Consider the following 12,924-nt stretch of genomic DNA (forward strand, 5'->3'; position numbering starts at 1 on the left):
CCATGAACATTTCCAAATTCTTTATCGACCGGCCGATCTTTGCAGGAGTCCTATCGGTGATCGTCCTGCTCGGCGGGGTGATCGCGATGTTCCTGCTGCCGATTTCGGAGTATCCGGAAGTCGTGCCGCCTTCCGTGATCGTGAAGGCGCAGTATCCGGGCGCGAACCCGAAAGTGATCGCCGAGACGGTCGCGTCGCCGCTGGAAGAGCAGATCAACGGCGTCGAGGACATGCTCTACATGCAGTCTCAGGCGAACAGCGACGGCAACATGACGATCACCGTCACGTTCAAGCTCGGCACCGATCCGGACAAGGCCACGCAGCTCGTGCAGAACCGCGTGAACCAGGCGTTGCCGCGCCTGCCGGAAGACGTGCAGCGGCTCGGCATCACCACGGTGAAGAGCTCGCCGACGCTGACGATGGTGGTCCACCTGATCTCGCCGGACAACCGCTACGACATGACCTACCTGCGCAACTACGCGCTGATCAACGTGAAGGATCGCCTGTCGCGGATCCAGGGCGTCGGCCAGGTGCAGTTGTGGGGTTCGGGCGACTACGCGATGCGCGTGTGGCTCGATCCGCAGAAGGTCGCGCAGCGCGGACTGTCGGCCGAGGACGTCGTGCAGGCGATCCGCGAGCAGAACGTGCAGGTCGCGGCCGGCGTGATCGGCGCGTCGCCGTCGCTGCCCGGCACGCCGCTGCAACTGTCGGTGAACGCGCGCGGCCGTCTGCAGACGGAAGACGAGTTCGGCGACATCGTCGTGAAGACGACGCCGGACGGCGGCGTCACGCATCTGCGCGACATCGCGCGCATCGAGCTGGACGCGTCCGAATACGGGCTGCGCTCGCTGCTCGACAACAAGCCGGCCGTCGCGATGGCGATCAACCAGTCGCCGGGCGCGAACTCGCTGCAGATCTCCGACGAAGTGCGCAAGACGATGGCCGAGCTGAAGCAGGACATGCCGGCCGGCGTCGACTACAAGATCGTCTATGACCCGACGCAGTTCGTGCGCTCGTCGATCAAGGCCGTGGTGCACACGCTGCTCGAAGCGATCGCGCTGGTCGTGATCGTCGTGATCGTGTTCCTGCAGACCTGGCGCGCGTCGCTGATTCCGCTGATCGCGGTGCCGGTGTCGATCATCGGCACGTTCTCGCTGCTGCTGGCGTTCGGGTATTCGATCAACGCGTTGTCACTGTTCGGGATGGTGCTCGCGATCGGTATCGTGGTCGACGATGCGATCGTGGTCGTCGAGAACGTCGAGCGCAACATCGAGAGCGGGATGAACGCGCGGGCGGCGACCTACAAGGCGATGCAGGAAGTGAGCGGGCCGATCATCGCGATCGCGCTGACGCTCGTCGCCGTGTTCGTGCCGCTCGCGTTCATGTCGGGCCTGACCGGCCAGTTCTACAAGCAGTTCGCGATGACCATCGCGATCTCGACGGTGATCTCGGCGTTCAACTCGCTGACGCTGTCGCCGGCGCTGTCCGCGATCCTGCTGAAGGGCCACGGCGACAAGGAAGACTGGCTCACGCGCGTGATGAACCGCGTGCTCGGCGGCTTCTTCCGCGGCTTCAACAAGGTGTTCCATCGCGGCGCGGAGAACTACGGCCGCGGCGTGCGCGGCGTGCTGTCGCGCAAGACGCTGATGCTCGGCGTGTACCTCGTGCTGGTGGGTGCGACCGTGCTCGTGTCGAAGGTCGTGCCGGGCGGCTTCGTGCCCGCGCAGGACAAGGAATACCTGATCGCGTTCGCGCAGCTGCCGAACGGCGCGTCGCTCGACCGCACCGAGAAGGTGATCCGCGACATGGGTTCGATCGCGCTGAAGCAGCCGGGCGTCGAGAGCGCGGTCGCGTTCCCGGGGCTGTCGGTGAACGGCTTCACCAACAGTTCGAGCGCGGGCATCGTGTTCGTCACGCTGAAGCCGTTCTCGGAGCGGCACGGCAAGGCGCTGTCGGCCGGTGCGATCGCCGGTGCGCTGAACCAGCAGTACGGTGCGATCAAGGATTCGTTCGTCGCGGTGTTCCCGCCGCCGCCGGTGCTCGGCCTCGGCACGCTCGGCGGGTTCAAGATGCAGATCGAGGATCGCGGCGCGGTCGGCTACGCGAAGCTGTCGGATGCGACCAACGACTTCATCAAGCGCGCGCAGCAGGCGCCGGAACTCGGCCCGCTGTTCACGAGCTACCAGATCAACGTGCCGCAGCTCAACGTCGATCTCGACCGTGTGAAGGCGAAGCAGCTCGGCGTGCCGGTCACCGACGTGTTCAACACGATGCAGGTGTATCTCGGCTCGCTGTACGTGAACGACTTCAACCGCTTCGGACGTGTGTACCAGGTGCGCGTGCAGGCCGATGCACCGTTCCGTCAGCGCGCGGACGACATCCTGCAGCTGAAGACGCGCAACGACCGTGGCGAAATGGTGCCGCTGTCGTCGCTCGTCACGGTGACGCCGACGTTCGGCCCGGAAATGGTCGTGCGCTACAACGGCTACACCGCAGCCGACATCAACGGCGGCCCGGCGCCGGGCTTCTCGTCGGGTCAGGCACAGGCGGCGATCGAGCGTATCGCGCATGAAACGCTGCCGCGTGGCGTGCGGTTCGAATGGACCGACCTCACGTACCAGCAGATCCTGGCAGGCGATTCGGCGATGTACGTGTTCCCGATCAGCGTGCTGCTCGTGTTCCTCGTGCTCGCCGCGCTGTATGAAAGCCTGACGCTGCCGCTCGCGGTGATCCTGATCGTGCCGATGAGCATTCTGTCGGCGCTGACGGGTGTGTGGCTCACGCAGGGCGACAACAACATCTTCACGCAGATCGGCTTGATGGTGCTGGTGGGGCTGTCCGCGAAGAACGCGATCCTGATCGTCGAATTCGCACGTGAACTGGAGCACGACGGCAGGACGCCGCTCGAGGCCGCGATCGAGGCGAGCAGGCTGCGGCTGCGCCCGATCCTGATGACGTCGATCGCATTCATCATGGGCGTCGTGCCGCTCGTCACGTCGACCGGTGCGGGTTCGGAAATGCGCCATGCGATGGGTGTCGCGGTGTTCTTCGGGATGCTCGGCGTGACGCTGTTCGGGCTGATGCTGACGCCGGTGTTCTACGTCGTGCTGCGCACGCTGGCGGGCGGCAAGATCCACGTCGCGGGCAAGGACTCGGCCGGCTATGGCGAGTCGCCTTCCGGTGCGTCGGCTTCGGATGCTTGAGGACAACAAGATGGACAACATGCACAACACGAATGGCCTGATGCGCTTCGCGAAGGTGGCGGCCGCGAGCACCCTGCTCGCGACGCTGCTCGCCGCGTGCGCGGTGGGGCCCGACTACAAGCGCCCGGACGTGTCGACGCCCGCGGCGTTCAAGGAAGCGCCGACGCTCGCGGCCGGCGAACAGGCCGGCACGTGGAAGACCGCCGAACCGGCGGACGGCGAGCATCGCGGCGAATGGTGGAAGGTGTTCGGCGATCCGGTGCTCGACTCGCTCGAGTCGCAGGCGCTCGCCGCGAACCAGAACCTGAAGGCCGCGGCGGCGCGCGTCGAGGAAGCGCGTGCGGCGACCCGCACCGCGCGCTCGCAGTGGTTCCCGCAAGTCGGCGCCGGGTTCGGGCCGACGCGCGAAGGGCTGTCGTCGGCGTCGCAGTTCCAGCCGCAGGGCACGGGCCCGACCACCGCGACGCTGTGGCGCGCGCAGGGCACGGTGTCGTACGAGGCTGACCTGTTCGGCCGCGTGAGCCGCAACGTCGAGGCGTCGCGTGCCGACCAGGCGCAGAGCGAGGCGCTGTTCCGCTCGGTGCAGCTCGCGCTGCAGGCGGACGTCGCGCAGAACTACTTCGAACTGCGCCAGCTCGACTCGGACCAGGACCTGTACCGCCGCACGGTCGAACTGCGTGACCAGGCGCTGAAGCTCGTACAGCGCCGCTTCAACGAAGGCGACATCAGCGAGCTCGACGTGTCGCGCGCGAAGAACGAGCTGGCAACCGCGCAGGCCGATGCGGTCGGCGTCGCGCGCCGGCGCGCGGCGTCCGAGCATGCGCTCGCGATCCTGCTCGGCAAGGCGCCCGCGGACTTCGCGTTCAAGGAAACGCCGATCGTGCCGGTCGCGGTGAAGGTCCCGCCGGGTCTGCCGTCGGCATTGCTCGAACGCCGCCCGGACGTGTCGGCGGCCGAGCGCGCGATGGCGGCCGCGAACGCGCGGATCGGTCTCGCGAAGTCGGCGTACTTCCCGAAGCTCGATATCACGGGCGCGTTCGGCTATGAGGCGTCGACGCTCGGCAACCTGTTCATGTGGTCGAGCCGCACGTTCCTGCTCGGGCCGTTCGCCGGCACCGCGCTGACGCTGCCGCTGTTCGACGGCGGGCGGCGGGCGGCCGGCGTGCAGCAGGCGCGCGCGCAGTACGACGAGCAGGTCGCGAACTACCGGCAGCAGGTGCTCGTCGCGTTCCGCGAGGTCGAGGACAATCTCGCCGATCTGCGTCTGCTCGACGACCAGATTCGCGCGCAGGATGCGGCCGTCAATGCGTCGCGCCGTGCGGCGACGCTGTCGCGGACGCAGTATCAGGAAGGCGAAGTGGCCTATCTCGACGTGATCGACAGCGAACGGTCGGTGCTGCAGTCGCAGTTGCAGGCGAACCAGCTGACCGGGGCGCAGGCCGTGTCGACCGTGAACCTGATTCGCGCGCTGGGCGGCGGGTGGGGTGCGGTGCCGGCGGCGGTCGGCGATGCGGCGTCCGTCAAGGCGGAAGTCGCCGCGCGTTGAAGCAGCGGCCCGCCAGGGGCCGTTCGAGCAGGTGGCTGATCGAAGAAGAACCCCGATTCCGTGGCAACGCGGATCGGGGTTTTTTATTGGCCGTGCGTTATGCCTGCTGTTCGGGCTTCACATCCGTGCGTTCGGCGATCACCACCGCGTAGCGGCCGACCGCATCGGCGATGCGCTGCGCCAGTTCGGGATCGCGCACTGCACGCGCGAGCGTGACGCCGCCCGTCAGCAGCGCGAGGAACGCGATCGCGCGATCGTCGTCGGGGGCGTCGCCGAGCCCGGACGACACTTCGTCGACGATCTGCCGCAACGCCTGTTCATAGGCGTCGCGCGTGTCGTCGTCGGCGCGCATCACTTCGGGCGACAGGCTCGGCAGCGCACAGCTTTCGCCGAGCGCGCAGGTGCGCCGCGGCCCGAGATAGAACGACACGAACGGACGCCGCCAGCGCGCGCCATGCTCGGCCTTGAAGATCGCGACGCCTTGCCGGAGTTGGTCGAGACCGGCGAGGACCACGCTGCGGAACGCTTCGCCTTTCGATTTGAAATGCCCGTAGAACGCGCCGTTGGTGACGCCCGCCGCCTTCGTCAGCGGACCGATGCCGGAGCCGCCATAGCCCTCCTGGCGGAACAGGCGGCTCGCCGCCTCGAGAATGCGCGCGCGGGTTTCGTGCTTGTGCTCGACGGAATAACGCATGACAGGCTCGCTTCAGAGCGATCGCTCTTTATCGCTTGCATAGAGAGCGATCAGTGTCTAATGTATAGAGAGTGACTGATATTTATATCACGTCACGATTCCGATGACCTGACCTGGAGAACGTGCGATGCCGATTACGCTGACAGTATCTGAAGGGGTTTTCTCGCAGGAAGACGAAGGGCCGGTATTTGCCGAACTGACCGATGCGCTGCTGGAGGTCGAAGGGCTGACCGGGAATGCGTTCCTGGCGCCGAACGTGATCGGCTCGCTCAACGTGCTGCCGCGTCACCGGACCTTCGTGAATGGTCGCGCGGAGCCCGCGGCATTCGTCGAGCTGAAGCTGCCGGCCGTGGCGCTCGCGGCGCCCGACAAGCAGCGGCAATTCGTCGAACGGGCGACCGCGATCGTGCTGCATCGCGCAGGCGGGCGGCTGACGCCGGCGCAGATCTGGGTGAATGTCGTGCATGCGGTCGACGGCGGATGGGGCATTGCCGGGCGACGGTACGACAACGCTGCGCTCGTCGATTCGATCCAGGGTGCGGCGGCTGGTTCGCATTAACCGCAACTAACGGTCAAACCATCCAGCGTTGACCGACGGTGCGGCGATGATTCGCCGCACCGGTCAGCCGTGACTGCCTTCAGCCCGCAGTGCCCGCATCAGTTCGCTGGCTGCCTTGCCGAGCCCCGTATGTTTCGGCCGCCGCAGATACACGGGCGGCGGCAGCCCGTTCCGGATGTTCGCGAACACGAGCGGCGCGAGTTCGCCGTCCGTGCTGATCGTGTTCTTCCCGATCTTCACGTTCGCGTACAACTGGTCGTTCGACAGCGTGTTCGGGTTGTCGGATGCGGTGACGCGCAAGCCCGAACCGATCGTTTGACGCGGAGGCGGGCGAAGCGATGCGGGGCAGCCCGTATCGCTTCGTTCAGGAAAGGGGCGGGAAGTGACGGGAAGTGACGGGCGGACCGAATGCCGCCCGCGAGCGTTACGCGGCGACGAACTCGTGCACGTAACGGTTGAACACCGCGGGGCTCGCGGCGTTCATCCCGTGCGACGCACCGGCGACGGTCTGCCGTTGAGCATCGCCGATCCACTGCGACAGCGTGTCGACGTTGTTGCGGAACATCTTCGGGCTGCGCTGGCCGTCGATCAGCAGCGTGCGGCATGCGATATCCGATGCCGTGTGCTGCGAATACGCGGGCAGCGGATCCTGCAGCTGCTTCGGCAGCGTGCTCGCATTGTCGATCGCCATCGTGCGAAAGCGCGACGTGCTCTTCTTCCATGCGCCGGGCAGGCTCACCGAGTCGACGAACATTTCGAGGCCGGCTTCCACTTCGCCTTGCCCGATCAGGTTCACGGCCTGCGTGCGCAGGGCGATCGCGGCGGCCGGCAGCGCGGCTTCGCGCACGCCCGGCTGTTGTAGCGGGCCGCCCGGATCGGCGAGCGTCAGCGTGTCGACGAGCTGCGGATGCTGGCGCGCGACGTTGAACGCGACGCTGCCGCCACGCGAGTGGCCGACGAGATGCACGGGGCCGAGATCGAGCGCGTCGATGAATTCGGCGAGCTCGTCGACGTGGTTCTGCCAGCTGAACTCGTCCTGGATGCCCGCCTCGACGGCCGGCCAGTAATGGCTCAGGCTCGGCGCGATGCAGCGGTAGTGGGCCGACAACGACGCGAGTTGCGGATCCCAGTAACGGTAGTCGCACAACGATCCGTGCACGAAGACCATCGGCGCGCCGCTGCCCCGCTCGACATACGGCAGGCTGATGCCTGACGAAAGCGTCGCAAATTGCAGGTCGGGGTTCGCGAGCACCGAAGGCTCGATTCGCATGTTCATGACTGAAAACTCAATGGGTGCGTCATCACGTCGCAACTATGCCTCACGGCAAGCTGCAAGGAAAACGCATAATTTTCATCGTGACGATCAATTTTATTGATGGCTCGGCTGAAAACCCTTGTCGCAGCGTGGGGAAGTGCCGAAGGCTCAAATCGTCTGATGATTTATTTGACGGCTGAAAGCACGTGCGAACGCCTGCGCAGGCGCGCATCTGAGCGGGGGGAAACGGGAGAAAGGGCCGCCGAACGCGACCCGCGCATCACCGCACCGCCAGCGCGGGCGCGGTCTGAAGCTCGACGGGAAGGTCGTTGTCGGCGGCGAACTGCATCGCGAAGTCGAACGCGTCGGCGCATACGTCGCGCAATTCGTCCGACACGAACAGGCATTTGGCGCCCCCATCGACGACCGGCATCGCAAGCCGCGACAGCGCGCACGGATAGCCGGGCCGCCGCTCGCCGACGAACAGCGTGATGACACCCGCGAGGCGCTCGGGCCAGCCGCTCGGTCGGAAGGTTTTCTGCGCGCGCGTGACGCCGCGGATCAGGTGGCCGGTGATGCGGCCGTGTTCGGTGATGTCGATGCGATCCATGCTGTTCTGCGTATCCTCGTTCGCGTCATTCGCCGCCGTCGGCCGCCGCGTCGCCGCGCGCGGGAATCCGCAGGTTGCGCAGCTTGTGATAAAGCGTCTTCTTCGGCATGCCGAGCGCGACGCTCGCGTCCGCCACGTTGCCGTTGTGACGCCGCAGCATGTCTTCGATCAGCATCCGCTCGAAATACGCCATCTGCTCGGCAAGCGTGCCGCCGGCCGCCGGCGCGCCGCCGGACGACAACAGGCTGTCGCCGGTCAACCCGAGCACGAAGCGATCGGCCACGTTCTGCAATTCGCGCACGTTGCCGGGCCATGCATGCGTCATCAGTTCGGACACCTGCGCAGCCGTGACGACCGGCGCCGGCTGCCCGAAGCGCCGTGCGGCCGCGAGCACGAAATGCTCGAACAGCAGCGGCACGTCCTCGCGCCGCTCGCGCAACGGCGGCAGCTCGATCTGCGCGACGTTGAGCCGATACAGCAAGTCCGCGCGGAAGCGCCCGTCGGCCGCGAGTTCGGCGAGATCGGCCTTCGATGCGGCCACCACGCGGCAGTCGACCGGAATCAGCTCGTTCGCGCCGAGCCGCTCGACCACGCGCTCCTGCAGCACGCGCAACATCTTGATCTGCAGCGGAATCGGCATCGTCTCGATCTCGTCGAGGAACAGCGTGCCGCCGTGCGCCCATTCGATCTTGCCGATGCGTTTCTTGATCGCGCCGGTGAATGCGCCGGCCTCATGGCCGAACAACTCGCTCTCGAACACCTGCTCGGGCAGGCCGCCACAATTCAGCGCAACGAAATGCGCGTCGCGCCGTCCGCCGAAGTCGTGCAGGCTGCGTGCGATCAGTTCCTTGCCGGTGCCCGTCTCGCCGGTGATCAGCACCGACACCGACGTATCGGCGAGGCGCAGGATCTTCTTGCGCACGTCGGCCATCGCGGGCGACTTGCCGAGCACGAACGCCTCGATGCCCTGCCAGTTGTTCAGTGCCGCGCGCAGCCCCTGCACCTCGAGCGTCAGGCGGCGCTTCTCGACCGCGCGCGCGACGCGCCCCGCGATCACGTCCGACGAGAACGGCTTCTCGATGAAGTCGTACGCGCCGTCCTGCATCGCGCCGACGGCCGTCGAAATGTCCGCATGGCCGCTGATCAGCACGACCGGAATCTGCGCATCGACGGCCATCACGCGTTCGAGCAGCTGCAGCCCGTCGATGCCCGGCATCCGCACGTCCGACACGATCACGACGGGGGCGCCGGGCGCGACGTGCGCGAGCGCGTCGGCGGCCGAAGCGAATGCGTCGACCGGGAACCCGGCGAGCGCGACGGCCTGCTCGACGCCGATCCGGACGTTTTCATCGTCCTCGACGACCAGCACGCGAATCTCATCTTCCATGCTCTATCCTCTGTTGCGGCGTCGCCGCCGCGAATTCGATACTGAACTGCGCGCCGCCTTCGTCGCGGTTCGTCGCGGCGATCTTCGCGCCGAACGCCTCGACGATGCGCGACGTGATCGCGAGGCCGAGCCCGAGGCCCTGGCCGCGCGGCTTGGTCGTGACGAACGGCTCGAACAGGTGCGGCAGCACGTCGGGCGCGATGCCCGCGCCGCTGTCGGCCACCGAGAAACGCACGCGGCCGGCGTCGTCCGGCCCGGCGGCTTCGATCACGATGCGCCGCACCGGCGCGTCGTGCACCGCGTCGAGCGCGTTGCCGAGCAGGTTCACGATCACCTGCTGCAACTGGCTCGATTCCGCGGACACCGTCGTGCCGGGCGCGATGTTCACGTCGAGCTGCACGCCTTCGTCGCGGATCCGCGCATCGTAGATGAGGCGCGCATGCGCGACGGCCTCGTTCAGCGACACGGCGACGCGCTCGACGTCGGGCTTGCGCGCGAAGGTCTTCAGCTCGCCGGTGAGCACGGCCATGCCGTCGACCAGCTTGCCGATCCGTTCGAGATTCGCATACGCCGGTGCCGGCTGGCCGCGCTCGAAGAACGTGCGCGCGTTGTCGCACAGCGTGCGGATCGCGACGAGCGGCTGGTTCAGCTCGTGCGTGAGGCCCGCGGCCATCTGCCCGAGCACCGCGAGCTTGCCCGCGTGCACGACTTCCTGTTGTGAATCGCGCAGCCGCTGCTCGGTGCGCTCGCGCTCGACGATCTCGCGCTGCATCCGCTCGTTCGCCGCCGTCAGCGCGGCCGTGCGTTGCGCGACGGTCAGCTCGAGCCGGTCGTTCGCGCGGCGCAGCGCATCCTGCGCGTTCAGCCGCGCGACGATCGCCCGGCGCCGCTGGATCGCGTAGCCGGCCAGCAGCGCGGCGATCAGGAACGCGCCGGTGACGAACGCGAACGCGGTCTGCTGCTGGCGCCGCGCGCCGGCGATGTCGAGCAGCACCATCAGCGAATCACCGGCCTGCGGCGCGGGCCGCGACATCACGAGATAGCGCGTGCTGCGGCCGGCGTGACGCGGATCGGGGAACGTGCCGAACCATGCGGCGGCGCTGCGGTCGCCGAGGTGGCGGTAGGGCAGCATGTCGACCGTGCGGCCCGCGTATTGCCGCGACGCCTGGATGTCGCGCTGCTGCTGCGCGGTGATCGGGCGCAGCGCGGTGAACTTCCACGCCGGCTCGGTCGAGATCACGACCACGCCGTTGCCGTCGACCACCATCGCGGCGACGCCCGGCGCGCGCCACGCGGATTCGAGCGGGTCGACGCTGATCTTCACGGCCGCCGCGCCGATCGGCACGCCACCGTCGCGCACCGCGCTCGCGAAATAGACGCCCGGCACGCCGGTGTTGGTGCCGATCCCGAAGAAGCGGCCGCTGCCGTGCGCCAGGGCATCCTTGAAGTACGGCCGGTACGACACGTTGGTGCCGACGAAGCTGATCGTCTCGTTCCAGTTGCTGGCGGCGATCACTTCGCCCTGCAGGTCGATCACGTCGACGGCGCCGCTGCCCGCATCGCGGTTCACGGCTTCGAGATACGTGTCCACCGTGCGCGCGAGCGCGGGCCGATCGTGCGGCGCGGCCCGCAGCAGCGCGCGCACGCCGTCTTGCCGGGCGACCAGGCCGGGCAGGATCTCGAAGCGGCCGAGTTCGCTCTTGAGGCTCGACGCGTACAGGTCGAGCCGGTGCGCGCCGGTTTCCTCGAGCGCATCGATCGCGCGTTCCCACGCGAAATCGACGGCCGCGCCCGCCACGCCGACATACAGCACGGCGGCCGACGCCCAGCCCCACCACGGGATTCCCTTGAAGCTCTTCTGCACGTTCGCCCTCATCGATGCCCGCAACCGGTCGTCCGAGACCGGCCGTCCGAGACCGGCCGTCCGCAACGCCGGCCGTCCCAAACGCCCCGCCACAACGACGCGCGCCGCGCGCCGGCAAAGCCGGCGGCGGCGCGTGCGAAGCAGCCTGCGCGACGGTGCGCGCAGCGGCGCGTCATCCGAAGTGCGCGACCAGGATCAGCGTCACGGTGACGACGATCGCGCCGCCGATGCGCGTGGCGATCTGCGCGAACGGCATCAGCTGCATCCGGTTCGCGGCGGTCAGGATCGCGACGTCGCCGGTGCCGCCTTGCCCGCTGTGGCAGGCGTTCACGATTGCGGTGTCGATAGGGTACATCTTCAGCAGGCGGCCGACCACGAAACCGGTGCCCATCAGCGTCGCGACGGTCGACACGATCGTGACGACGTTGACGATCGTGAAGGCGGCGGTCAGCTTGTCCCACGGCGTCATCGCGACGCCGATCGCGAACAGCAGCGGATACGTGACGGCGGTCGAGAAGAACTTGTAGACGACGAACGCGCCTTCCTGCAGCGGCGGCGACACCGCGCGCGCGAGCTTCACCAGCACCGCGAGGAACAGCATCGCGACCGGCGCGGGCAGGCCGAACAGCTTGTGCGCCATCAGGCCGACGAGGTACAGCGTGATCGCCGTGATGCCGGCGCCCGCGATGTGCGTGACGTCGACGTGGCCGCGGATCTCCTCGCTTTCCGGCGTCATGTCGCCGCTTTCGCCGACCTGCAGGCGACCGTTGCCGGTCAGGTGCGGCAGGCGCTTGCCGAGCATGTCGAGCGCGCCCGACAGGATGATCGCGGTCAGGCTGCCGAGCATCACCGGCGGCAGCACCATCGCGAACATCTCGCCCTGCGGCAGGTGCATCAGTTCCGAATAGCCGATCGACAGCGGAATCGCACCTTCGCCGACGCCGCCCGCCATGATCGGCACGACGATGTACAGCAGCGTGTGGCGCGCGCCGAGGCCGAGCGCGGTGCCGACCGCCGTGCCGACGATCGCGGCCGCGACCGAACCGGCGGCGAGCGGAATGAAGATCTTCACGAAGCCCTGGATCAGCACGCGCCGGTCCATGCTCAGGATGCTGCCGACGATGATCGACGCGATGAACAGGTACAGGAAGTTGGTCGACTTCGTGAACTCGACGGTGAGGTTCAGCACCGGCTTCGGCAGCACGTGGTAGTAGGTGAGCGCCGACGGCACGAAGGTCGCGAAGATCGCGGCCGCGCCGATGTTGCGCAAGAGCGGCAGGCGCTTGCCGAGTTCTGCGCAGGTGAAGCCGAAGAACGCGAGCACGGCGATCGCCATCGAGATCTCGCCGGGCACCTTGCCCGTCACCGCGAAGCCGACGATCAGCCCGAACAGGATCACGTAGACCGGCAGCGGGATGATGCCGATGCGGATTTCCATCAGCTTCCACCAGCCTTCCGGCCAGAAGCGTGTGCGCGTGGCGGGACCGGCTTCGGCAAGTGCCTCCGGACGGGATTGGGTGGGGATTGAGGTCTGCAAGACGTGTCTCCTGATGTTTGGAATGCCCGCATTGCTACGCGGCATCGTGTGGCGTCTATTAATGCAACCCCCGTGCCAAGCATTCCGGCCTGCCGGAATATTTTTAGTGCATTGATTTATAAGGATTTTGTTTCGTCTGTGGAAAGGATGGCAGCACCCGGCTGGCCGAGATTTCGGAATTCGCCCGGCGGGCAGGCCGAGATTTCGGCCCGATGGCCGGCCTGGCGCCCGCCCGCGCATCGGACGCGCGCCCTGGCGCCATATCGCCG

9 protein-coding genes and 1 pseudogene are annotated in these 12,924 nt (G+C 67.3%); 3 read left to right on the plus strand and 7 right to left on the minus strand.

Going from position 1 to position 12,924, the window contains the following annotated elements; genetic code table 11:
* Positions 1-2: 2 nt before the first annotated feature.
* Together ceoB and opcM are read left to right on the plus strand one after the other, a co-directional pair.
* Positions 3-3,203 (plus strand): multidrug efflux RND transporter permease subunit CeoB, encoded by a 3,201-nt coding sequence (ceoB, locus tag U5A56_RS14070; protein ID WP_321922897.1) that lies wholly within the window; start codon positions 3-5, stop codon positions 3,201-3,203.
* A gap of 10 nt (positions 3,204-3,213) precedes the next feature.
* Positions 3,214-4,749, plus strand: a complete 1,536-nt coding sequence (gene opcM, locus U5A56_RS14075) for a multidrug efflux transporter outer membrane subunit OpcM (RefSeq protein ID WP_321922899.1) — start codon at positions 3,214-3,216, stop codon at positions 4,747-4,749.
* Positions 4,750-4,846: 97 nt separating this feature from the next.
* Here the strand turns inward: opcM and U5A56_RS14080 are convergent, their stop codons facing one another.
* Complete coding sequence (locus U5A56_RS14080; RefSeq protein ID WP_044845759.1) at positions 4,847-5,443, minus strand: TetR/AcrR family transcriptional regulator; 597 nt, start codon at positions 5,441-5,443, stop codon at positions 4,847-4,849.
* A 127-nt stretch (positions 5,444-5,570) separates the two neighbouring features.
* Here U5A56_RS14080 and U5A56_RS14085 point away from each other — a divergent pair, with 127 nt between their 5' ends.
* Positions 5,571-6,002 carry a Tautomerase enzyme gene (locus U5A56_RS14085; protein WP_321797711.1) on the plus strand — a complete coding sequence of 144 codons (432 nt, stop codon included), beginning with the start codon at positions 5,571-5,573 and terminating at the stop codon, positions 6,000-6,002.
* A 63-nt stretch (positions 6,003-6,065) separates the two neighbouring features.
* Here U5A56_RS14085 and U5A56_RS14090 read toward each other — a convergent pair.
* The 6 genes and pseudogenes from U5A56_RS14090 to U5A56_RS14115 form a co-directional block, all read right to left on the minus strand.
* A pseudogene (locus tag U5A56_RS14090) lies at positions 6,066-6,212 on the minus strand (LysR family transcriptional regulator); the annotation flags it as partial.
* 214 nt (positions 6,213-6,426) lie between these two features.
* Positions 6,427-7,278, minus strand: a complete 852-nt coding sequence (locus U5A56_RS14095; RefSeq protein ID WP_044845756.1) for an alpha/beta fold hydrolase — start codon at positions 7,276-7,278, stop codon at positions 6,427-6,429.
* 259 nt (positions 7,279-7,537) lie between these two features.
* The gene (locus U5A56_RS14100; RefSeq protein WP_321922901.1) at positions 7,538-7,867 is read right to left on the minus strand and encodes a DUF3579 domain-containing protein; all 330 of its coding nucleotides are present in this window, start codon (positions 7,865-7,867) and stop codon (positions 7,538-7,540) included.
* 25 nt (positions 7,868-7,892) lie between these two features.
* Positions 7,893-9,254, minus strand: coding sequence for a sigma-54-dependent transcriptional regulator (locus tag U5A56_RS14105; RefSeq protein ID WP_124530215.1), 1,362 nt, complete (start codon positions 9,252-9,254; stop codon positions 7,893-7,895).
* Positions 9,244-11,130, minus strand: coding sequence for a sensor histidine kinase (locus U5A56_RS14110; protein WP_321922902.1), 1,887 nt, complete (start codon positions 11,128-11,130; stop codon positions 9,244-9,246). The genes U5A56_RS14105 and U5A56_RS14110 overlap by 11 nt, the downstream gene beginning before the upstream one ends.
* Positions 11,131-11,290: 160 nt before the next feature.
* Entirely contained in the window at positions 11,291-12,655 is a 1,365-nt protein-coding gene (locus U5A56_RS14115; RefSeq protein WP_124523783.1) for a 2-hydroxycarboxylate transporter family protein, read from the minus strand.
* Positions 12,656-12,924 lie beyond the last annotated feature (269 nt).

The organism is Burkholderia sp. BCC1998 (genome assembly GCF_905339875.1).
In the GTDB taxonomy this organism is placed as follows: Bacteria; Pseudomonadota; Gammaproteobacteria; order Burkholderiales; family Burkholderiaceae; genus Burkholderia.

Bases quoted from the DNA above. Each gene is read 5' to 3' on its own strand.
- ceoB (WP_321922897.1), top strand. From the start codon at position 3: ATGAACATTTCCAAATTCTTTATCGACCGGCCGATCTTTGCAGGAGTC.
- U5A56_RS14105 (WP_124530215.1), bottom strand. From the start codon at position 9,254: ATGGAAGATGAGATTCGCGTGCTGGTCGTCGAGGACGATGAAAACGTC.
- U5A56_RS14095 (WP_044845756.1), bottom strand. From the start codon at position 7,278: ATGAACATGCGAATCGAGCCTTCGGTGCTCGCGAACCCCGACCTGCAA.
- U5A56_RS14110 (WP_321922902.1), bottom strand. From the start codon at position 11,130: ATGAGGGCGAACGTGCAGAAGAGCTTCAAGGGAATCCCGTGGTGGGGC.
- U5A56_RS14080 (WP_044845759.1), bottom strand. From the start codon at position 5,443: ATGCGTTATTCCGTCGAGCACAAGCACGAAACCCGCGCGCGCATTCTC.
- U5A56_RS14085 (WP_321797711.1), top strand. From the start codon at position 5,571: ATGCCGATTACGCTGACAGTATCTGAAGGGGTTTTCTCGCAGGAAGAC.
- opcM (WP_321922899.1), top strand. From the start codon at position 3,214: ATGGACAACATGCACAACACGAATGGCCTGATGCGCTTCGCGAAGGTG.
- U5A56_RS14100 (WP_321922901.1), bottom strand. From the start codon at position 7,867: ATGGATCGCATCGACATCACCGAACACGGCCGCATCACCGGCCACCTG.